A 21,630-nucleotide genomic window follows, 5' to 3' on the forward strand; every position below is an offset into this window, starting at 1 on the left:
TTAGGTGCTGCGGGGACGGTACGTGGATCTACAGGTGCAAAGCGAGCGGCAGAACGAGACCGGACGGTTGCGTTCGTCGGCGCTGGTGCGCCCGGTCTTCGCCGCGCTGGACCTCGGCACCAATAATTGCCGCCTGCTGATCGCCAAGTCTGCGCCGGGCGGCTTCCGCGTCATCGACGCCTTTTCCCGCATCGTCCGCCTGGGCGAGGGGCTGAGCCGCAACGATCATCTGTCGGAGCCCGCGATGGAACGCACCATCGCGGCTCTGCGCGTTTGCGGCTCCAAGATCGAGCGCCGCGGCTGCACCGCCGTCCGCGCCGTCGGGACCGAAGCCTGCCGCCGCGCCAGCAACACCGCCGCCTTCGTCGAGACGGTGGAGCGTGAGACCGGCATTCCCCTGGAAATCATCTCCAGCCAGGAGGAGGGACGGCTGGCGCTGGCCGGCTGTGCCGCCCTGCTGGAGCCGACCCATCCCTATGCCATCGTCTTCGACATCGGCGGCGGCTCTACCGAACTGATGTGGTTGCAGGTGGAAAAGGGCAGGGCGCCGCGCCTGCTCGACCAGACCTCCATCCGCTGCGGCGTCATCGGCCTGACCGAGGAATATGGCGGCCCCAACGTCACCCGCGCCAATTATATCCAGATGGTGGAGGCGGTCGCCGACGCCATCGCCCCGTTCGAGGCGCGCAACCGCATCCAGAGCCGCGTCGCCGCCGGCAAGGTGCAGATGCTCGGCACTTCGGGCACGGTGACGACGCTGGCCGGTGTGCATCTGGGACTGTGCCGTTACGACCGCCGGGCGGTGGACGGCAGCTATCTGCGGGTGGACCACGCCCGCGCGGTGATCGACCATCTGGTCGCGCAGGATTTCGACGGCCGCGCCCGCCATCCCTGCATCGGCCAGGACCGTGCCGATCTGGTGGTCGCCGGCTGCGCCGTTCTGGATGCGCTGTGCGACGTCTGGCCGGTGGAACGGCTGCGCATCGCCGACCGCGGCTTGCGCGAAGGAATTCTGGTGGACCTGATCGGGGCCGCCGGCGAATGAACCGGTAACGACACCGGATGTACGATCGGGCAGGTGGGGAAGGATTCCCGCCTGCGCCGGATGACCGAGGAACAGCAGCGATCATGACCGAAAAGACTCCGTCGACGCGTCCGGGCGGACGCCGTGCCACGGTCCGTGTGAAGACCGCCGGCAAGCGCACGGAATCCTCCAAGCGCTGGCTGGAGCGCCACCTGAACGACCCCTATGTGGCCGAGGCGACCAAGCGCGGCTACCGCTCGCGCGCGGCGTTCAAGCTGTTGCAGCTGGACGAGAAGTTCCGCCTGCTCGCCCCCGGCAAGCGCGTGGTCGATCTCGGCGCCGCCCCCGGCGGCTGGACCCAGATCGCGGTGGAGAGGGTGCAGGCCGCCAAGGACGGTTGGAAGGTCGTCGGGCTGGACATCCTGCCGATGGACCCCGTCCCCGGCGCCACCACCATGCAGGCCGACTTCCTGGAAGAGGGAGCCGCCGAGAAGTTGAAGGACGCGCTGGGCGGCCCGGCCGATCTGGTGCTGAGCGACATGGCCGCCCCCACCACCGGCCACCAGCAGACCGACCATCTGCGCATCATGGGTCTCGCCGAGGCTGCCTATGATTTCGCGGAGGAGGTGCTGGCCCCCGGCGGCGCCTTCGTCGCCAAGCTGTTCCAGGGCGGGGCCGAGCGCTCCCTGCTCGACCGGCTGCGGCGCGACTTTGCCGTCGTCAAACATGCCAAGCCGCCGGCCAGCCGCGCGGAATCGTCGGAGACCTATGTCGTCGCCACCGGCTTCCGTGGCGGCAACGTGAACGACGAATAGGCCGTTTTTCGCACTTGCATAACAGATGCTGTGTGCGCACGGGTTCACAAGCCCATGGTCTTGTGTATAAGTGCGCCACGTTTATCTTCCGGGAGATTAGACACATGGCGCGCGACACCAAAATCCGCGAAGCCCTGACCTTCGACGACGTCCTGCTGGTTCCGGCCGAAAGCTCGGTGCTGCCGAACGACGTGGACACCCGGACAAGATTGACGAAGACCATCGAGCTGGGCATCCCCCTGATGTCCTCGGCGATGGACACGGTGACCGAGAGCCGTCTCGCCATCGCCATGGCCCAGGCCGGCGGCATCGGCGTCGTCCATCGCAACCTGACCATCGAGCAGCAGGCCGAAGAGGTCCGCAAGGTCAAGCGCTTCGAATCGGGCATGGTCGTGAACCCGATCACCATCACGCCGAACGCGACGCTGGCCGACGCGCTGGAGCTGATGTCCTACCACAAGATCTCCGGCATCCCGGTGGTCGAGAGCCGTGATCAGCTCGGCAGCGGCAAGCTGGTCGGCATGCTGACCAACCGCGACGTCCGCTTCGCCACCGATCCCAAGCAGCCGGTCAGCGAACTGATGACCAAGGATCTGGTGACCGTCCGCGAGGGCGTCAGCCAGGAGGAAGGCAAGCGCCTGCTCCACCAGCACCGCATCGAGAAGCTGCTGGTGGTGGACGAGGATTACCGCTGCATCGGCCTCCTCACCGTCAAGGACATCGAGAAGGCGCAGGCCTATCCGAATGCCTGCAAGGACAGCAAGGGCCGGCTGCGCGTCGCCGCCGCCACCGGCACCGGCAGCGACGGTCTGGCCCGTGCGGAGGCCCTGTTCGACGCCGGCGTCGACGTGCTGGTGGTCGATACCGCTCACGGCCATTCGCTGAAGGTGCTCGATCAGGTCCGCGCCGCCCGCGCCCTGTCCAGCTACACCCAGGTCATCGCCGGCAACGTCGCCACCGCCGAAGCGGCCAAGGCGCTGATCGACGCCGGTGTGGATGCCGTCAAGGTCGGCATCGGTCCTGGCTCCATCTGCACCACCCGCATCATCGCCGGCGTCGGCGTGCCGCAGCTGACCGCGGTCATGGATGTGGTGGAGGAGTGCGAGAAGCACGGCATTCCGGTGATCGCCGACGGCGGCATCAAGTATTCGGGCGATCTGGCCAAGGCGATTGCAGGCGGCGCCAGCGTCGCCATGCTGGGCAGCCTGTTCGCCGGCACCGATGAAAGCCCGGGCGAGGTCATCCTGTTCCAGGGCCGCTCCTACAAGAGCTATCGCGGCATGGGCTCGGTCGGCGCCATGGCGCGCGGTTCGGCGGACCGTTACTTCCAGCAGGAGGTTTCGACCATGAAGCTGGTGCCGGAAGGCGTCGAGGGCCGCGTCCCCTACAAGGGCCCGGTGTCGGCGGTCATCCACCAGCTGGTCGGCGGCCTGCGCGCGGCCATGGGCTATACCGGCAGCGCCTCCATCGCCGAGATGCGCGAGAAGTGCCAGTTCGTCCGCATCACCAATGCGGGCCTGCGCGAAAGCCACGTCCACGACATCACCATCACCAACGAGTCGCCGAACTACCGGCAGGGCTGACGATGACTTCGGGAGCGTTGCCGCCGGCAGTCACCCGGCGGCGACGCTCCCCTCCGCCACCATCTTCCAGGGCTGCCACCCACCCAGCCGCACGCCGACCGCGAGGCTGGTGAAGGGGATCCGCAGTTCGATGTCCCGCGGCTGGAAAAAGGTCAGCCGTTCCGGTTCGCCCCGGTCGTCGAACTCCAGCCGGGCGCCTTTCGGCTCGGGCGCGTATTCGTCGCTCATCACCTGCCAGATTTCCAGGTCGCTGCCGTGGTTGGTGATCTTGTACTGGCCGCAGCGCCAAGTCGCCGCTTCGCCGACGCTGCCTTCGACCACCTTCTTGTCGCCTTCCATCCGCACGTCGCCGATCCCGGCGGCCTCGCCCTTCATCGACGGACCTTGCCGTTCGGCGCGGAACCCCAGCCGCAGCCAGGCCGAGCGGCTGTGCGGGATCAGCCGGCGCACCGCACGCGCGTCGTCCGCCGCGAAATGGTCGGGGTCGTCGTAGAGGATGCGGTCCAGCGCGGCGGCGACGATCATGCGGTCGTCGATGCGCAGGTCCGGTGCAGTGGCTTTGCTCATCAGGCCAAGGGACTCCGAAGGGTGTGCCCATAGTATATAGGGACTTACGCCGGGCGTCGCCCCGATGAGGTCGCCCTGGTGAGGTCCGCCCCCCGACAGACTCCCGAAACCGGTTCCCAGGCGCTATCCTGCGCGGCCCTTCTCCGGAAGACCCCGATTCGTCACGAGACGCGCCATGCAGGACCTGTTCGACACGCCGCCCAATCCCCGCAGCATCGCCGTCGATGCCCTGACGCCGGACCTGGCGGCGGCGGAACTGGCGGCGCTGGCCGCCGAGATCGCCCACCATGACCGGCTCTATCACCAGCAGGACCGGCCCGAACTCTCCGACGCCGATTATGATGGGCTGGTCCGCCGAAATTTCGCCATCGAGGCCCGGTACCCCGAGCTGCGCCGGGCCGATTCGCCCAGCCTGCGCGTCGGCGCCGCCCCGGCCGCCGGCTTTGGCAAGGTCCGTCACGCCATCCCGATGCTGTCGCTGGGCAATGCCTTCGCACCCGAGGATGTGGCGGAGTTCGATGCCCGCGTCCGCCGCTTCCTCGGCCTGTCCGACGACGCCCCGCTGACCTTCGTCGCCGAACCGAAGATCGACGGCCTGTCCTGCTCGCTCCGCTACGAGCGCGGCGAACTGGTGCTGGCCGCCACCCGCGGCGACGGCGCGGAGGGCGAGAACGTCACCGCCAACGTCCGCACCATCCGCGACGTGCCGCACCGCTTGCCGGCGCCTTTCCCCGAGGTGCTGGAGGTCCGCGGTGAGGTCTATATGAGCCGCGACGATTTCCTGGCGATGAATGCCGCCCGTACGGAAAAGGGCGAGCAGCTGTTCGCCAACCCGCGCAATGCGGCGGCCGGCAGCCTGCGCCAGCTCGATCCCTCCATCACCGCGTCCCGGCCGCTCTGCTTCTTCGGCTATGCGCTGGGCGAGGTGTCGGAGCCGATTGCCGAGACCCAGTGGGGCATCCGCGAGCGGCTGAAGGGCTGGGGCTTCCAGTTGAACCGCCCGGCCGAGCTGTGCGACGGCAAGGACAAGCTGCTGGCCTACTATGAGGGCATCGGTCGGCGTCGCGCCGGTTTGCCCTTCGACATCGACGGCGTCGTCTACAAGGTCGACAGTCTGGAGCTACAGCAGCGTCTGGGCTTCGTCAGTCGGGCGCCGCGCTGGGCCATTGCCCACAAGTTCCCGGCCGAACAGGCGCAGACCCGGCTGAAGGACATCACCATCCAGGTCGGCCGCACCGGTGCCCTGACCCCGGTGGCGGAGTTGGATGACATCACCGTCGGCGGCGTCGTCGTCAGCCGTGCCACCCTGCACAATGAGGACGAGATCGCCCGCAAGGACATCCGCGTCGGCGATCTCGTGGTGGTTCAGCGCGCCGGCGACGTCATTCCGCAGGTGGTGGAGGTGGTGCTGTCGCAGCGCCCGGCCGACTCGAGCCCCTATGTGGCGCCGGAGACCTGCCCGGTCTGCGGCAGCCTCGCCATCCGCGAGGCGGGCGAGGTGGTGCGGCGCTGCACCGGCGGGCTGATCTGCGCCGCCCAGGCGAAGGAGCGGCTGCGCCATTTCGTTTCCCGCGATGCCTTCGACATCGAAGGGCTGGGCGAGAAGATCATCGAGGAATTCTGGGACGAGGGCTTCATCAAGTCGCCGGTCGACATCTTCACCCTTGAAGGCCGCGTCGAGCTGACCGGCCGGCCGGGCTGGAAGGAGAAGTCGGTCCAGAACCTGTTCAAGGCCATCCAGCAGCGACGCAGCGGCATCGACCTGCACCGGGTGATCTACGCGCTCGGCATCCGCCATGTCGGCGAGGTGACGGCCAAGTCGCTGGCCCGCCATTACAAGACCATGCCGGGTTGGGTCGACGGTATGCTGGCGGCGGAGCAGGCGATGCCCGGCCAGGAATGGCGGGACCTTCACGCTTTGAGCGGAGTCGGTCCGGTCACCGCCGACACCATTCTCGTCTGGTTCGCCGATCCCGAGAGCGCGTCCAAGCTCGACTTCTATGCCGGCAACGATGCGCTGCGGCTGGAGACCATCATCGGTTCGCTCGGCATCAAGCGGCTGAACACCCGCGCCGCCCAGGCGCTGGCGACCCGCTATGGCACCCTGTCCGACTGGCGGGCGGCGATGGAACGTGCGGTGGCGCAGGCGCCGGGTCAGGCGTGGCTCGATCTGGTCGCGACCCCCGATGTCGGTGAGGTGGCGGCCGAGGAACTGGCCGGCTTCTTCGCGGAGGAGCGCAACCTCGTCATCGTCCGCGGCCTGATGGAGCGGCTGACCGTGCTGGAGGCCGAACTGCCGAAGGCCAGCAACTCCCCCATCGCCGGCAAGACGGTGGTCTTCACCGGAACGCTGGAGCGGATGACCCGGTCGGAGGCGAAGGCCCGCGCCGAATCGCTCGGCGCCAAGGTGGCGGGCTCCGTGTCCGGCAAGACCGACTATCTGGTCGCCGGGGCGGACGCCGGCAGCAAGGCGGCCAAGGCCAAGGAGCTGGGCGTCGAGATCCTGACCGAGGACGAGTGGCTTGCCCGGATCGGCGGCTGACCGGCGCTACATCCGGCCTTCGCCAAAATGTCGCATCCCCGTTCGACCGGATTGACGGACGGGGATTGGGGGAGTGAGATCAGAAAACGCTTATAGTCAGAAGCGCAACGATGCCGGACAGCTGGACCGCCCGGAAAACGGTACGGCGCCGACGGGCGGTCAACGCCCGCACCCGCCTGTCCGGCAGCCAACGAAGGGGATGAAGGAAACGCCATGGAGCCAATTCAGTGGTCGCGCTGGATGAGCGTGGGCAACGACGCACTGGACGAGGATCACCGCGTCCTGATCGCCATCGTCAACAAGCTGTATGACGACACGAACCGCCAGGACCCGGCCCTGATCGAAGCCATCCTGGACGAGCTGATCGCCTACACCCGCCATCACTTCGCGGAGGAGGAGGCACAGATGGAGCAGTTGAACTATCCGACCTTCGCCGCCCACAAGGCCCTGCACGACCGGCTGACCCGGCAGGTCGAAAGCTACCGCGATGAATTCCGCGCGGGTGGCAGCCGGATCAGCGGCGAAGAGGTGTTCCTGTTCTGCTCCGACTGGCTGGGCAAGCACATCCTGAAGGAAGACACCCGCTTCGGCGAATATGCCGGTACTGGGGCGGAGATGGCGGCGGCGGGGTAGGGAGCGCCTTTGCTGTCGCGAGAGGGGGGCTCTCGGCACCCGCGCAGATTTCGCATTAAGAAAATTATCTAAAATACTGAAATAAATCGGAAATCGGGAAATTCCACCAAATTGCGCAAAGCGCCCGCTCCGAGAGGGGAGGGCGCTTTTCCTTTGCGTGGATTGCGGCAGTAGGGGAGGGGAGTGCGCCAAAGAAAAAGCCCTCCCCGGTGGGGGAGGGCAGGGCAGACTTCTCGAAAACGACCATCCCGGACCGACGATGGCGATCAGGCAACCGCCAGTTGCTCCAAGCCGCGGCGCGCGACAGGCAGCGACACCGCCGTCTCGTAACGCCAGGCGCTGCGGTCGGCGAACAGCGCACGCAGCAGCTGGTTGTTCAGGGCATGGCCGGAGCGCACGCCGTGGAAGTGGCCGACGATCGGCGCACCGGCCAGATACAGGTCGCCGACGGCGTCCAGGATCTTGTGGCGCACGAACTCGTCCTTGAAGCGCAGACCCTCGGCGTTCATCACCGTGTCGCCGGAGATGACCACCGCGTTGTCCAGCGAGCCGCCGCGGGCGAGGCCCAGCTTGCGCAGCCCCTCGACCTCATGCAGAAAGCCGAAGGTGCGGGCGCGGCTGATCTCGTCCTTGAAGCTGTCCGGATCGATCTCCAGGGCACGGGCCTGACGGGAGATGGCGGCGCTGTCGAAGTCGATCTCGAAGCTGTAACTGGTCGCGTCGTCCGGGGTGAAGGACGCGCTCTTGACGCCATCGCCGATGGCGACCGGCTTCAGGATGCGGATGAAGCGGCGGGGCGACTTCTGCACGGCTATGCCGGCCTGCTCGATGGCGGCGACGAAGGGAGCGGCGCTGCCGTCCATGATCGGCACCTCGATGCCATCCAGCGAAACCACGGCGTTGTCGATACCGCAGCCGGCCAGCGCCGACATCAGATGCTCGATCGTGCCGACGGTGGTGCCGTGGTCGTTGCCGATCACGGTGCACAGGCGGGTGTCGACAACCGTGTCCCAGCGCGCCGGAATTACAGCGGCCGCACCACGAAAGTCGGTGCGCAGGAAGGTAATCCCGGAATTCGCATCGGCCGGCGAAATCGTCAGCGTGACGATGACGCCCGAATGCAGCCCGACGCCAGCGATGGTCACCGACTTCTTCAGGGTCTGCTGGAACATGCCGTCCACGTTGCTGCGATTGTTGGCCACGATGTCTTTTCCATCTTGGTCGTGAAGGAGAGGTTTCCGGCGATCCGCGCCGCTTGATCTTGGGAGATCATCGCGTCGGCGGCTTTCGCTTTCGACCATGCTGATAGGTAACACCGGGGATCGGAAATCGGCAAATCACTCATTGTTACCGTTTGTTGCAGGGCAAAAGTAGTGCGCAAGACAAGCAATCAGTTGTTTGGGGAAAGTAGCGTGAAATAAAAAATCCCCGGCGACGCACGACGGCATCACCGGGGTCCGAAAGGTTCGGTCAGGTTGTGGAGCCGCCGGCGCCGCGATTAGGAGGCTGCGGCGACGGCGGTTATCTCCGGCTTTCGCCGGGATCGGCCGGCCGCCAAACCCGACATGTCGTCGGGGAAGGCGGCCAAGATCGGTTTACGTCCGGACTCAGGCGGCTCAGTTGGCTTGACGGCGCAGGAAGGCCGGGATGTCCAGTTCCTCCTGCTCGCCCGGCTTGCCGTCGGCCCGCGGGGCCGGAGCCTGCGCCTGCGGAGCGGCGGGATAGCCCGGCGCATGCTGCTGCGGAGCGGACTGCTGCGGCGGATAGACCGGCTGCTGCTGCGGCGCCGGATACTGCTGGCCCGCCGGATAGCCCTGGTGGGGAGCCTGCGGCTGCTGCTGCGGGTAGGCGGGCTGCTGCGGATAGCCCTGGGGGGCCGGCTGGTACTGCTGCGGGGCCGGCTGCGGCTGATAGGCCTGCGGCGCGGGCTGCTGCTGCACCGGCTGCGGCGCCGGTTCGGACTTGCGCCCCAGGCCGGTCACCAGACCGAACAGGAAGTTGCCCTTGCGGGCCGGCGCGGGTTCCGGCGCGGGCGCCGGGGCCGGACCGACGGACAGGCCGCCCGGATGCTGCTGGCCGGGGTGCTGCTGATGGCCCTGCGGGGCGGCGTGGTGATGCTGCGGCGCCATCGGAGCCGGCTGCGGCTGGTGCTGCGGCTGCTGGTGGCCCTGCATCTGCGGCGCCTGCGGGGCGTGCTGCTGGTGGGTCGGCTGCTGCGGGGTCGACAGCGGCGCGGCGCCGACGGTCACCGGCTGGCGCGGACCGGCGTCGGCCGGCTTCGGCGCGAAGAAGTGGCCGCCCTGGTTCTCGCCATGCAGCGGACCGGCGGCCGGCTTCGGAGCCTCGACAGGCTGCTGGCCATATTGCTGGGCCGGCTGCTGCTGGGCCGGGTCGTGCTGGATGGCGGCGGCACCGGCGGTGACCGGCTGCGGCGTGCGCAGGCCGGCGGCGGCGCTGGGAATGGCCGAGCCCTGGGCGGCGGCCGGCGCCGGGGCGCCGGTCAGGTTGCCGGGAGCGGCCGGCTTCTTGGCGCGGTCGCCGACTAGCGACAGGTTGACCGGATGCAGGGTGCGCGGGTTGCTCATCGCCGCGGCGTCGATGCCGGTGGCGACGACCGACACGCGCATCACGCCGTCCAGCGAGCTGTCGAAGGTCGAGCCGAAGATGATGTTGGCGTCGGGATCGACCTCGTCACGGACGCGGTTGGCCGCCTCGTCGACCTCGAACAGGGTCATGTCGTAGCCGCCGGTGATGTTGATTAGGACGCCGCGGGCACCCTTCATCGACACGTCGTCCAGCAGCGGGTTGGAGATGGCGGCCTCGGCGGCTTCGATGGCGCGGCGTTCGCCGCCGGCCTCGCCGGTGCCCATCATCGCCTTGCCCATCTCGGTCATCACGGACCGGATGTCGGCGAAATCCAGGTTGATCAGGCCGGGCATCACCATCAGGTCGGTGACGCCGCGCACGCCCGAATGCAGAACGTCGTCGGCCATCTTGAAGGCGTCCGCGAAGGTCGTCTTCTCGTTGGCGATGCGGAACAGGTTCTGGTTCGGGATGATGATGAGGGTGTCGACATACTGCTGCAGCTCGGCGATGCCGCCTTCCGCCAGCCGCATGCGGTGACCGCCTTCGAAATGGAAGGGCTTGGTGACGACGCCGACGGTCAGGATGCCGCGCTCGCGGGCAGCGCGCGCGATGACCGGGGCCGCACCGGTGCCGGTGCCACCGCCCATGCCGGCGGTGATGAAGACCATGTTGGAGCCTTCGAGATACTGGACGATCTCGTCGATCTGCTCCTCGGCCGAGGCACGGCCGACATCCGGCTTGGAGCCGGCGCCCAGGCCGCGGGTCGTGCCGGTGCCCAGCTGGATGCGCTTCTCGCACAAGGAACCCTTCAGCGCCTGCGCGTCGGTGTTGCCGACGACGAAGTCCACGCCTTCCAGGTTCGACTTGATCATGTTGTTGACGGCGTTGCCGCCGGCCCCGCCGACGCCGAAGACGGTGATGCGCGGCTTCAGTTCGGGCTCGATCTGGGGGATGGTCACGTTGATCATTCTATTCAGGCCTCCACAACCTGTTTTCGTTGGGTTTGATGTTTGATATGCCGCGACCGGCGCCCGGTTGTGTCCGGTGTCTGTCCGTTCGGGAATCGGTGAGTGGCGGCTGCGGAAAGGATCATTACAGATTCTCCCGCAGCCACAGGCCGACACGGCCGAGGAGCCCGGTTGACGCGACCGCCTCTTGGCCGGTCACCATCAGCTCCGTCGGATTGCGGACGGCATGTAGGAGAAGGCCGGCCACCGTCGAGAAGGCCGGTCCGCCATGCGCCTCGTTGAGGCCGGCGATCCGGGTGGGGCGGGCGATGCGGACCTGCTTGTCGAGGATGGGGGCGGCCATCTCGCGCGTGTTGGGCAGCTGGCTGGCGCCGCCGGTCAGGACGACGCGGCGGCCGACCAGCTGGGAGTGGCCGGACTGCTCGATGGCGCTGCGCACCTCTTCGAAGATCTCTTCCATCCGCGCCTGGATGATGCTGACCAGGAAGGAGCGCGGGTGGCTGGCGGTGCCGCTGCCGCTGCGCTCATCCTCGCCGATCTGCGGCACCTCGATCATTTCGCGCTCGTCGGCCGGATTCACCCGGGCGCTGCCGTAGAGCACCTTCAGCCGCTCGGCATGGACCAGCGGAGTCGCCAGCCCGTGCGCGATGTCGTTGGTGACGTGCCGGCCGCCCAGGGGGACGAAGCCGGTCCACACCAGATTGCCCTCGGCGAAGATCGAGATGGTGGTGCCGCCGCCGCCGATGTCGACGCAGGCCGCCCCCATCTCCATCTCGTCCTCGACCAGGCAGGCGAGGCCGGAGGCGAAGGGGCTGACGACGATGGACTCGATGTTCAGGTGGCAGCGGGCGATGCAGGCGTGCAGCGTGCGGATGGCGCCGGCCGCGGCGGTGACGACATGCAGCTGGGCGCCCAGCGTGTGGCCGCTCATCCCCTTGGGGTCGCGGATGCCGCGGCTGCCGTCCAGGGTGAAGCCAAGCGGGATGGTGTGGATCAGCGCCTGATCGGGACCGGCCTGCAACGTGCGGGCATGGGCCATGGCGCGCCGGATGTCGCCCTCCGTCACCTCCTGGCCGGAGACCGGGACGGTGGCGGTGAAGGCGTGGGAGCGCGGATGGCCCATCGACAGGTTGACGACGACGTCATGCACCGTCTCGCCGGCCATCTGTTCGGCGGCATGCACGGCGGCGCCGATCGAGGTTTCCGCCGCCTCCATGTCGATGATGGTTCCGGCGCGGATGCCCGTGGCGATCTGGTGGCCGACGCCGATCACGCGGAGGGAGCCGGGCTCCTCCATCCGCGCGATGACGCAGCACACCTTCGTCGAGCCGACGTCCAGCGCCGTGACGATCCCGCCACGGGCCGGCCGCTTCGGCTTCTTGGCACCGTTGAATCCCATCCCGAACATGCCCCCCAAGACTTTCCCTCGACTCCTGTCCGCCGGCGACGGGCGCTTCCCCACAAGCGCCGGACGCCACCGAAACCTACGATTTCTTGCCGTTCTTCTTCTTCGTGTCGTCCTCCCAGCCCGGAAGCTGGGCGGTGGCGGAGGTCTGGATCGCGGCCTTGTCGGGCAGGCGCAGGTCGATGGCGACGATGTCGCGGTCCAGCACATGGCTGGCCGTGTGCATCTGCTCCAGCTGGCGCAGCGCGCGGCGCATCTCGGCATTGCCTTCCGGCAGCTTCACCGTCACGCCGTTGCTGAGCTGCAGGTTCCAGCGGCGGTCGCTGATCCAGCTGGCGGACGACAGCATCGGCGCGATGGTCGGCGCGCCGTCCAGCGCCGACAGCAGGGTGTGGACCTGCTGCGGAGCATTGGCGCCGATCACCTGCGGCAGAGTCTCGATCCGCTGGTTGCCGCGGCGCGCCAGCTCCGCCGCGTCGGCCAGCGGACGGCCGGCGCGGTCGATGACGGTGAACTGGCGCTCATGCTGCCAGATCGCCATCGGCTGGCGCTCGGACAGGCGGATGTAGAGGAAGCCGGGCAGGCGCCGCTCGATGGAGGCGGACGACACCCAGGGCAACTCCTCCAGCCGCTGCTTGGCATCGGCAAGGTCGATGGACAGGATCGGCTCGCCACGGCGCACGCCCAGCGCGTCGAGCACGACGTCGCGCTCGGTCTCGCTGCGGCCGACCACCAGGATCTCGGACAGGCGGAAGCCCATGTCGCCGGTCAGGCGGATGACGCTTTCCTGCGCCGCCTCCATCGTCTCGGCCAGATTGCCGCGCTTCCAAGTGGAGCCGGCGGCACCGGCCAGCCCCAGCACCGGCACCAGCAGCAGCGCCGCCTTGACGGCGGAGCGGGTCCAGCGCGGCCAGGCGCGGCGCCGCTTGCCTTTTTCCGCCGACGCGGCCATGGCGCGCGGCGGGGTCGGCATCTCGTCCCGGGCACGCGCGCCGGCGGCGGCGCGGAAGTCCGGGTCGGCCATCAGGCGAGCTGACATGCGGCGTTCTCCACGAGCCAGCCGACCAGCGCGCCGTAGGTGATCCCCACATGCGCGGCCTGTTCGGGCACCAGCGACAGGGGCGTCATGCCCGGCTGGTTGTTGATCTCCAGGAAATACAGACCGTCCGTTCCCGGCCGGCTGTCATCCCAGCGGAAGTCGCTGCGCGACACGCCCCGGCAGCCCAGGGTGTTGTGCGCCAGCACCGCCAGCCGCTTCGCCTCCTCCGCAACGACCTCGGGGATCGCGGCGGGGACGGTGTGGACGGCGTGTCCGGCGCTGTATTTCGCGGTGTAGTCGTAGAGCTGAGCCTGGAAGACGATCTCGGTCACCGCCAAAGCACGGTCACCCATGACGCCCACGGTCAGTTCGCGACCGGGGATGAACTCCTCGACCAGCACGCGTTCGCCAAAGGTCCCCCCGAACGAACCATCGTCGCCGACCGGGCTGTTCTGCCCCTCGCGGACCAGGGTTACGCCAACGGTCGAGCCTTCGTCCACAGGCTTGACGATATAGGGCACAGGCATGGGGTGGCTGCCGCCGGTGATCTCCCCACGCGACAGCACCATGCCCTTGGGCGAGCGGACGCCGACGGTGTCCAGCACGCGCTTGGTCATCGCCTTGTCCATGGAGATGGCGGCGGCCTGGACGCCCGAATGGGTGTAGGGCAGACCCAGGAACTCTAGCACGCCCTGGATCGTTCCGTCCTCGCCGCCGCGGCCGTGCAGGGCGTTGAACACCACGTCGGGGCGCGGGTTCGACAGGGCGTGCATCAGCCCGCCCAGGTCGCGCTGCACGTCGATGGCGGTGACGCGGTAGCCTTCCTCCTCCAGCGCCTTGGCGACGCCGGCCCCGCTGATCAGCGACACCTCGCGCTCGGCCGACCAGCCGCCCATCAGGACGGCGACATGCTTCTTGTGGGCGTGGAGAAGGGCTTCGGTCATTGGGTGGTGCTTCCTTCGGCGGGGATGCCGATGCGCTTGATTTCCCAGTCCAGCGTGACGCCGCTGGTCTCGAATACGCGGCGGCGAACCTCCTCGCCCAGCGCTTCCAGCTGGGCGGCGGTGGCCGTGCCGTTGTTGATCAGGAAGTTGCAGTGCTTTTCCGACACCTGGGCGTCGCCGATGGACAGGCCGCGGCAGCCGGCCTTGTCGATCAGTTCCCAGGCCTTATGGCCTTCAGGGTTTTTGAAGGTCGAGCCGCCGGTGCGGGAGCGGACCGGCTGGCTGTCGGCGCGCTTGTCGGAGATCTCGGCCATGCGGCGCGCGATCTCCAGCGGGTTGCCGGGCTCGCCGCGCAGGGCGGCACCGGTGAAGATGCAGTCTTCCGGCGCCGCGCTGTGGCGGTAGGTGAAGCCCATGCCGGCATGGCTGAACTCCAGCCGGCGGCCGTCGCGCGCCACGGCGGTGGCGGAGACCAGCACGTCGGCCAGCTCGCGGCCATAGGCGCCGCCGTTCATGCGGAGCGCACCGCCGATGGTGCCGGGGATGCCGGAAAGAAACTCCAGCCCGGCGATGCCGGCGTCGCGGGCGACCATCGCGACATTCAGGTCGAGCGCCGCTGCTCCGGCGGTCACGGTCATCCCGTCCGCGGCGATGTCGGTGAAGCCGCGGCCGAGCCGGATGGTGACGCCCGGCACGCCGCCGTCGCGAACCAGCAGGTTGGAGGCGACGCCGATCACCGTCACCGGCACCTCGGCCGGCAGGGCGGCCAGGAAGTCGGCGAGGTCGTCGGCATCGGCCGGACGGAACATCACCTCAGCCGGCCCGCCGACGCGGAACCATGTCACCGGCGCCAGCGTGGCATCGGCGGTCAGCCGGCCGCGCACGGCGGGCATCCGTTCGATCAAGTGGCCGTCGGGGGCGTTCATGCTGGGCGCTGCCGTCATCGCGTCACGCCGTAGAGGGAGGCCAGCTCACCCGGCAGGGCGTTCGCCCACTGGGTGATGTTGCCGGCGCCCAGGCAGACGACGAAGTCGCCGGGCTTGGCCATCTCGCGCACCACCTGAGCCAGCTCCTGCTGGCCGTGCAATGCCACGACATGGCGGTGGCCGTGCATCCGCAGGCCCTCCACCAGGCTGTCGCGGCTGACGCCCTCGATGGGGGCCTCGCCGGCGGCATAGACGTCGGCGACGATCACGGCGTCGGCGTCGTTGAAGCAGGTGCAGAACTCTTCGAACAGGGCGGCGAGGCGGGAATAGCGGTGCGGCTGGACGACGGCGATGGTGCGGCCGGTGCCGGCGGTGCGCGCGGCCTTCAGCACGGCGGCGATCTCCACCGGGTGGTGGCCGTAATCGTCGATGACGGTGATGCCGTTGGTCTCGCCGGTCTTGGTGAAGCGGCGCTTCACACCCTGGAACTTGGCCATGCTGTCGCGCATTACCACGTCGGGCAGGCCCATCTCGTTGCCGACGGCGAAGCAGGCCAGCGAGTTCTGGACGTTGTGCGGTCCGTACATCGGCAGGCGCACGCCGGCGATGGCGCGGCTCTCGCCGGTGTGGCGGTCGTAGATCAGCACGTCGTACTTGGCGCCGTCGGGGCCCAGCTCGACGTTCACCGCACGGATGTCGGCCTGCGGCGAGAAGCCGTAGGTGACGATGCGGCGGTCCGACACGCGGGGGATCATCGCCTGCACCTCGGGATGGTCGATGCAGAGCGCCGCGAAGCCGTAGAAGGGGATGTTCTGGACGAAGCTGTCGAAGGCGGCCCGCGCGTTGTCGAAGGTGCCGTAGAAGTCCAGATGCTCCGGGTCCATGTTGGTGACGACGGCGATGCAGGCCGGCAGCTTCACGAAAGTGCCGTCGCTCTCGTCCGCCTCCACCACCATCCAGTCGCCGGTGCCGAGCCGGGTGTTGGAGCCGTAGGCGTTGATGATGCCGCCGTTGATGACGGTGGGGTCGAGGTTGGCATGCTCCAGCATATGGCCGACCATCGAGGTGGTCGTGGTCTTGCCATGGGTGCCGCCGATGGCGATGGCCCATTTCAGGCGCATCAGCTCGCCCAGCATCTCGGCGCGGCGGACCACCGGCACCAAGGCGGCGCGGGCGGCAACGACCTCCGGATTGTCGCGCTTGACGGCGGAGGAGACGACGACGACGGCGGCCCCGGCGATGTTCTCGCCGCGATGGCCGACGAACACCTTGATGCCCAGCTCGCGCAGGCGCTTGACGTTGGCGTTCTCGGCGAGGTCGGAGCCCTGGACGGTGTAGCCCAGGTTCCGCAGCACCTCGGCGATGCCGCTCATGCCGATGCCGCCGATGCCGACGAAGTGAATGGTGCCGATCGAGAGGGGGAGGGCGCGCATGTCAGGCTTACTTTCCGCGGCGAAGCATCAGGCGAAGGGTGGCGTCGACCGCCCCGTCGGACAGGTCGTTGGGGAGGGGCTGCGATCCGTGGATCATCGACAGGCGGTCGCGCAGGAAGCCGCCTTCGGCGAGGAAGCGCGGCACCAGCGGGCAGCCCGGACGGTTGTACCAGCCGCCCTCGGTCCGAGTCATGTCCGCCGGCCAGTCCTGCAGCGGCCGCGGCGTCGGCCGGGTCAGATTCCGCATGGGTTTCATCATTCCGCGGCCCCCTTGGCGCTGGCACCGGCGGATGAGCGCCGGGCGTGTTGGGATCGGTCGTGGTCGGAGTGGGCGTGATCGTGAGCGGCGGGGCCGCCGTCCAGCATCGCCAGCACGGCGTCGGCCAGCGCGGTGGCGGCGTCGGCGGTGCCCCAGCCATGGGCGGCGCGGGCCGCGGCGGCAAGCGCCTGCGGATCCGCCAGCAGGGCGGACAGCCGCTCGGCCAGGGTCTGGGCGGTGAAGGAGGGCTGCGGCACCAGCCAGGCGGCGCCGGCTTCCGCCAGATGGCGGGCGTTGGCGGTCTGGTGATCGTCGGTGGCGTGCGGGTAGGGCACCAAGATCGCCGGACGGCCGACGCAGGTCAGCTCGGCGATGGTGGAGGCTCCGGCGCGGGTGACGGCGAGGTGGCAGGCGGCCAGCCGCTCCGGCACGTCGCGGAAGAAGGCTTGCAACTCCAGCCGGGCGAGGCCCAGCGGCTCCAGCGCGTCGCGGGCGGCCTCAAGATCTTCCGGGCGGCATTGCTGCGCCAGATGGATGCGGGCGCGCGTCTCCTCGGGCAGCAGGGCCAGCGCCGCGGGGATCACCTCTGAGAAGATTCGGGCGCCCTGGCTGCCGCCCATCACCAGTAGGCGGACGGGGCCGGCGGCACCGGGCGCCTCGTAGGGGGACAGGCGGCGGGCGGCGATGGCCGGGCGGACCGGGTTGCCGGTGCGGACGATCTTGGCGCGCTGCGCCTCGCCCAGCTTTTCGATGTCGGAGAAGGCGACGGCGATGCGGCTGGCCCCGGCGATCAGCATCCGGTTGGCGCGGCCCAGCACGGCGTTCTGCTCGTGCAGCAGGGCCGGCAGCTTCGACTGGATGGCGGCATAGACGGTTGGGACCGACGGGTAGCCGCCGAAGCCGACCACGGCGGCGGGATCGAGCCGGCGCATCAGCGCCCGCGCCTCCAGCAGGCCCAGCCCCATCTGCAGGGCTGCCTTCAGCTTGCCGACGATGCCGGCGCCGGGGGAGGCGGCGCGGATGCGGTGGACCGGCACCTCCGGCAGGTTCTCGCCGAAGGCATGGCCGCGCTTGTCGGTGACCAGCGTCACCGCCCGGCCACGGGCCAGCAGCTCGCGCGCCAGCGCCTCGGCCGGGAACATGTGCCCGCCGGTGCCGCCGGCGGCCAGCACGATCACCTTGTTGGCGGCGTCGTCGAATCCCGCAGGGGAGCCAGCATTGGAGCCCGCAGTGAAGCCTGTTGCGCTCAAGTCAGTCGGCCTCCTCATTCCGCGGGGCCGAAGCGTTTGCGTGTCAGTGCCAGAACCATACCCATGCCGAACCCGAGAGCGAGCAGCGAGGAGCCGCCGTAGGAGATGAACGGCAGGGTCATGCCCTTCGTCGGCATAAGATGCAAGGACGAACCCATGTTGATCGCCGCCTGAAGACCGAACTGGATCAGAAGACCGGCGGCGGCCAGCAAGACGAAATAATTGTTGTCGTTGAAGACACGAGCGAACCCGCGCAGGACGACGAAGGCGAACAGAACCACCAAGCCTAAGCAGAAGATAAGGCCCAGCTCTTCGCCTGCGACCGCGAAGATGAAGTCGGCATGGCTGTCGGGCAGATAGAACTTCACCGTGCCCTGGCCGGGGCCGGTGCCCATCAGCCCGCCGTTGGCGAAGGCCTCCAGCGAGCGGTTGACCTGATAGTTGTCGCCGGCATGCGGATCGAGGAAGCGGTTGATGCGGCTGGTGACGTGCGGCAGCGTGTAATAGGCGCCGACCAGCCCGACCACGCCCAGCCCGCCGAGCCCCATCACCAGCACGAGGTTCAGGCCGGCCAGGAAGAACTGGGTGAACCAGACGGCGGAGACGACGAAGGTCATGCCCAGGTCGGGCTGAAGGATCAGGCCGGCCATGGTGACGCCGTAAAGCGCCATCGACACCAGCGCGCCGGGGAAGCCCGGGTTGGTGCGCGACAGCGAGAACAGCCAGGCGGCGACCACGGCAAAGGCCGGCTTGACGAACTCCGACGGCTGGATCGACAGGCCGGGGATGTGTATCCAGCGGCGGGCACCCTTGATCTCGACGCCCACCACCAGCGTGGCATAGACCAGCGCCACCGAGATCAGGAACACCCCCAGCGCCACCCGCCGCACGCCGCGCGGGCTGAGCAGGGAAACGCCGACCATGATGACGATCGCGGGGATCAGCATCATCACATGGCGTTCGACAAAATAGAAGGTGTCCTGGATTCCGATGCGCTCTGCCACCGGCGGGCTGGCCGCGGTGATCAGGACGGTGCCGAGGAACATCAGCAGGGCGACGGCGCCCAGCTGCCAGCGGTCGACGGTCCACCACCAGCGGCCGAAGATCGATTGGTCGGTACGGTCGAAGGTGATCATGCAACGCCCCCGCTGGTGCCGTCCCCGGTGCTCTCATGCGCCGCGACGATGTTCGCGACATAGGCGGCGAAGGCTTCGCCGCGCTTCTCGAAATTGGCGAACTGGTCCCATGACGCACAAGCTGGGGACAACAACACGCAAGCGCCCTCCGGCCGTTCCGCCAGGGCCAGTCCGGCCGCCTTCGCAGTCGCAACATCCAGCGTTCCACAGCGTGTATAAGCAACACCGTGTGTGTCGAGCCATGCGGCGAATTGTTCCTGAGCCTCGCCGATCAGGAAAGCGTGGCGGACGCGGCCCATATAACCCTCCAGGCCGTTCAGCCCGGTATCCTTGGCCTGTCCGCCGAGGATCCAGTAGATCGGGTCGAAGGTCGCCAGCGCCTTTTCGGTGGCGTCGGCGTTGGTCGCCTTGCTGTCGTTGACGAAGCGCACCCCGTCCAGGGTGCCGACCAGCTGCTGCCGGTGGGCGAGGCCGGGGAAGGTCGCCATGGCCGCGACGATGGCTGGCACCGGCAGTCCGGCGGCCTTGCAGGCGGCGAAGGCGGCGGCGGCGTTCTGCCAGTTGTGCCTGCCCAGCAGGCTGGGCAGGCCGGACAGTTCCACAACCCGAACCGCCTCGCCGTCGGTATCGTCGACCAGCCAGCCGTCGGCGGCATAGACGCCGCCCGCCACCGGCCCCTGGGCGGAGATCGGCCAGATGCGCTGGTCGCCGGCGGCGACGAGGTCGGCGTGGATCTTGCGGCAATGCTCGTCGTCGACCCCGATCACCGCGGTGCGCGGCCAGGTCTGGCGGTGGAAGATCAGTTTCTTGGCGGCGATGTAGCCCTCCATCCCGCCATGGCGGGCGAGATGGTCGGGCGTGATGTTCAGCAGGACCGCGATGTCGAAGGTGATGGAGTGGGTCAGCTCCAGCTGATAGCTCGACATCTCCAGCACGCAGGTGCCGCCCGACCCGATCGGATCGAAGGTCAGCACCGGCGTGCCCAGGTTGCCGCCCACCGCGGCCTTGCGGCCGGCGGCGGCCAGGATGTGGCCGATCAGGGTGGTGGTGGTCGACTTGCCGTTGGTGCCGGTGATGCCGATGAAGGCGCAGTCGCGCTCCGCCCGGCCCAGCAGCTCGATGTCGCAGATCAGTTCGATCCCCAGCGCGCGGGCGCGCTCGGCCACCGGATGCGGCTTGGGGTGGGTGTGGGGGATGCCGGGCGACCAGACGATGGTGGTCAGGTCCGACAGGTCGGCACTGGCGAGATCGACCACGGCGAAGCCCTCGGCCTCCGCCGCGGCGCGGGAGGCGGGGTTGTCGTCCCACACCCGCACCTCGGCCCCGCTGTCGCCGAGCGCGCGGGCGGTGGCGAGGCCGGACTTGCCCAGCCCCATCACCGCGACCGGCAGTTCCTGCATGTAGAACAGGTCGATCATCGCCGATGCCCCCTCAGCGCAGCTTCAGCGTGGACAGGCCGACCAGCGCCAGGATCGAGGCGATGATCCAGAAGCGGATCACCACCGTCGGTTCGGCCCAGCCCTTCTTCTCGAAGTGATGGTGCAGCGGCGCCATGCGGAACACGCGCTTGCCGGTCAGCTTGAAGGACGCGACCTGCACGATCACCGACACCGTCTCCAGCACGAACAGGCCGCCGATGATGGCCAGCACGATCTCATGCTTGGTCACCACGCTGACCGCACCCAGCGCGCCGCCCAGCGACAGCGACCCGGTGTCGCCCATGAAGACCATGGCCGGCGGGGCGTTGTACCACAGGAAGCCCAGACCGGCGCCGACCAGCGCGCCGCAGAACACCGCCAGTTCGCCGGAGCCCGGCACATGGTGGATTTGGAGATAGTTGGCGAAGATGGCGTTGCCCGACAGGTAGGAGATCAGGCCGAAGCAGCCGGCGGCGATCATCGTCGGCACGATGGCCAGCCCGTCCAGCCCGTCGGTCAGGTTCACCGAGTTGGAGGCGCCGACCATGATGAAGGCGCCGAAGGGCACGAAGAACCAGGACAGCTGGACCAGGAAGTCCTTGACGAAGGGGACCGCCACGCCGCCCGACAGCGGCGGGGCCGACACCCACATGATCAGTGCCGAGGCGACCAGCCCGATGGCGATCTCCCAGCCCAGGCGGAAGCGGCCGGACAGGCCCTTGGTGTTGCGCTTGGTCAGCTTCAGGTAATCGTCGCCGAAACCGATCAGGCCGTAGCCGATGGTCACCAGCAGGACGATCCAGATGTAGGCGTTGGTCAGGTCGGCCCACAGCAGGGTGCTGACCGTCATGGCGATCAGGATCATCAGGCCGCCCATGGTGGGCGTGCCCTTCTTCTTGAAATGGCTCTCGGGGCCGTCGGCGCGGATGGGCTGGCCTTCGCCCTGCTTGCGCTTCAGCCAGGCGATCAGGCGCGGAAAGAAGACGAAGCTGATGACCAGCGACGTGATCACGGCGCCGCCGGTCCGGAAGGTCAGGTACCGGAACAGGTTGAACGGCGAAAAGACGTCGGCCAGACCGAAGAGGAGGTTGTAGAGCATTTG

At 68.5% G+C, this 21,630-nt stretch carries 18 protein-coding genes; 5 read left to right on the top strand and 13 right to left on the bottom strand.

The window, feature by feature from the left end:
* The first annotated feature begins 22 nt into the window (after positions 1–22).
* From CRT60_RS25930 to guaB, 3 genes are all read left to right on the top strand, one after another.
* The gene (locus CRT60_RS25930) at positions 23–1,045 is read left to right on the top strand and encodes a Ppx/GppA phosphatase family protein (RefSeq protein WP_098739409.1); all 1,023 of its coding nucleotides are present in this window, start codon (positions 23–25) and stop codon (positions 1,043–1,045) included.
* Between the two features lie 83 nt (positions 1,046–1,128).
* Complete coding sequence (locus CRT60_RS25935) at positions 1,129–1,839, top strand: RlmE family RNA methyltransferase (protein WP_098739410.1); 711 nt, start codon at positions 1,129–1,131, stop codon at positions 1,837–1,839.
* Between the two features lie 104 nt (positions 1,840–1,943).
* Positions 1,944–3,422 (top strand): IMP dehydrogenase, encoded by a 1,479-nt coding sequence (guaB, locus tag CRT60_RS25940; RefSeq protein WP_098739411.1) that lies wholly within the window; start codon positions 1,944–1,946, stop codon positions 3,420–3,422.
* A 30-nt stretch (positions 3,423–3,452) separates the two neighbouring features.
* On the opposite strand, the gene CRT60_RS25945 is transcribed toward guaB, so the two are convergent.
* The gene (locus CRT60_RS25945) at positions 3,453–3,989 is read right to left on the bottom strand and encodes a hypothetical protein (protein ID WP_098739412.1); all 537 of its coding nucleotides are present in this window, start codon (positions 3,987–3,989) and stop codon (positions 3,453–3,455) included.
* A gap of 175 nt (positions 3,990–4,164) precedes the next feature.
* Between CRT60_RS25945 and ligA the strand changes: the two genes are divergently transcribed.
* Positions 4,165–6,531, top strand: a complete 2,367-nt coding sequence (gene ligA / locus CRT60_RS25950; RefSeq protein ID WP_098739413.1) for an NAD-dependent DNA ligase LigA — start codon at positions 4,165–4,167, stop codon at positions 6,529–6,531.
* A gap of 213 nt (positions 6,532–6,744) precedes the next feature.
* Positions 6,745–7,164, top strand: a complete 420-nt coding sequence (locus tag CRT60_RS25955) for a bacteriohemerythrin (RefSeq protein ID WP_098739414.1) — start codon at positions 6,745–6,747, stop codon at positions 7,162–7,164.
* A gap of 266 nt (positions 7,165–7,430) precedes the next feature.
* Here CRT60_RS25955 and lpxC read toward each other — a convergent pair whose 3' ends face one another.
* The 12 genes from lpxC to mraY form a co-directional block, all read right to left on the bottom strand.
* A complete protein-coding gene (gene lpxC, locus CRT60_RS25960; protein WP_244592761.1) occupies positions 7,431–8,366 on the bottom strand; it encodes a UDP-3-O-acyl-N-acetylglucosamine deacetylase in 936 nt (311 codons plus the stop codon).
* Positions 8,367–8,780: 414 nt separating this feature from the next.
* Positions 8,781–10,718 (bottom strand): cell division protein FtsZ, encoded by a 1,938-nt coding sequence (gene ftsZ / locus CRT60_RS25965; RefSeq protein WP_098739415.1) that lies wholly within the window; start codon positions 10,716–10,718, stop codon positions 8,781–8,783.
* A 124-nt stretch (positions 10,719–10,842) separates the two neighbouring features.
* Positions 10,843–12,117 carry a cell division protein FtsA gene (ftsA, locus tag CRT60_RS25970; RefSeq protein ID WP_098741034.1) on the bottom strand — a complete coding sequence of 425 codons (1,275 nt, stop codon included), beginning with the start codon at positions 12,115–12,117 and terminating at the stop codon, positions 10,843–10,845.
* 85 nt (positions 12,118–12,202) lie between these two features.
* Positions 12,203–13,162: a cell division protein FtsQ/DivIB gene (locus tag CRT60_RS25975; RefSeq protein WP_098739416.1), complete on the bottom strand. Its 960-nt coding sequence runs from the start codon at positions 13,160–13,162 to the stop codon at positions 12,203–12,205.
* On the bottom strand, positions 13,147–14,106 hold the full coding sequence (locus CRT60_RS25980; RefSeq protein WP_098739417.1) for a D-alanine--D-alanine ligase: 960 nt from the start codon (positions 14,104–14,106) through the stop codon (positions 13,147–13,149). The genes CRT60_RS25975 and CRT60_RS25980 overlap by 16 nt, the downstream gene beginning before the upstream one ends.
* A complete protein-coding gene (gene murB / locus CRT60_RS25985; RefSeq protein ID WP_098739418.1) occupies positions 14,103–15,050 on the bottom strand; it encodes a UDP-N-acetylmuramate dehydrogenase in 948 nt (315 codons plus the stop codon). The genes CRT60_RS25980 and murB overlap by 4 nt, the downstream gene beginning before the upstream one ends.
* Positions 15,047–16,465, bottom strand: coding sequence for a UDP-N-acetylmuramate--L-alanine ligase (gene murC, locus CRT60_RS25990; protein ID WP_098739419.1), 1,419 nt, complete (start codon positions 16,463–16,465; stop codon positions 15,047–15,049). Before murC ends, murB begins: the two co-directional genes overlap by 4 nt.
* 7 nt (positions 16,466–16,472) lie before the next feature.
* Complete coding sequence (locus CRT60_RS25995) at positions 16,473–16,712, bottom strand: hypothetical protein (RefSeq protein WP_244592762.1); 240 nt, start codon at positions 16,710–16,712, stop codon at positions 16,473–16,475.
* A gap of 8 nt (positions 16,713–16,720) precedes the next feature.
* Positions 16,721–17,866 carry a UDP-N-acetylglucosamine--N-acetylmuramyl-(pentapeptide) pyrophosphoryl-undecaprenol N-acetylglucosamine transferase gene (locus CRT60_RS26000; RefSeq protein WP_244592930.1) on the bottom strand — a complete coding sequence of 382 codons (1,146 nt, stop codon included), beginning with the start codon at positions 17,864–17,866 and terminating at the stop codon, positions 16,721–16,723.
* Between the two features lie 122 nt (positions 17,867–17,988).
* Positions 17,989–19,110: an FtsW/RodA/SpoVE family cell cycle protein gene (locus CRT60_RS26005; RefSeq protein ID WP_098739421.1), complete on the bottom strand. Its 1,122-nt coding sequence runs from the start codon at positions 19,108–19,110 to the stop codon at positions 17,989–17,991.
* Positions 19,107–20,528 carry a UDP-N-acetylmuramoyl-L-alanine--D-glutamate ligase gene (gene murD / locus CRT60_RS26010; protein ID WP_098739422.1) on the bottom strand — a complete coding sequence of 474 codons (1,422 nt, stop codon included), beginning with the start codon at positions 20,526–20,528 and terminating at the stop codon, positions 19,107–19,109. The genes CRT60_RS26005 and murD overlap by 4 nt, the downstream gene beginning before the upstream one ends.
* A gap of 13 nt (positions 20,529–20,541) precedes the next feature.
* Positions 20,542–21,627 (bottom strand): phospho-N-acetylmuramoyl-pentapeptide-transferase, encoded by a 1,086-nt coding sequence (mraY, locus tag CRT60_RS26015; RefSeq protein ID WP_098739423.1) that lies wholly within the window; start codon positions 21,625–21,627, stop codon positions 20,542–20,544.
* Between the last annotated feature and the right edge of the window lie 3 nt (positions 21,628–21,630).

It is taken from the genome of Azospirillum palustre (assembly GCF_002573965.1).
Classification (GTDB): Bacteria; Pseudomonadota; Alphaproteobacteria; order Azospirillales; family Azospirillaceae; genus Azospirillum; species Azospirillum palustre.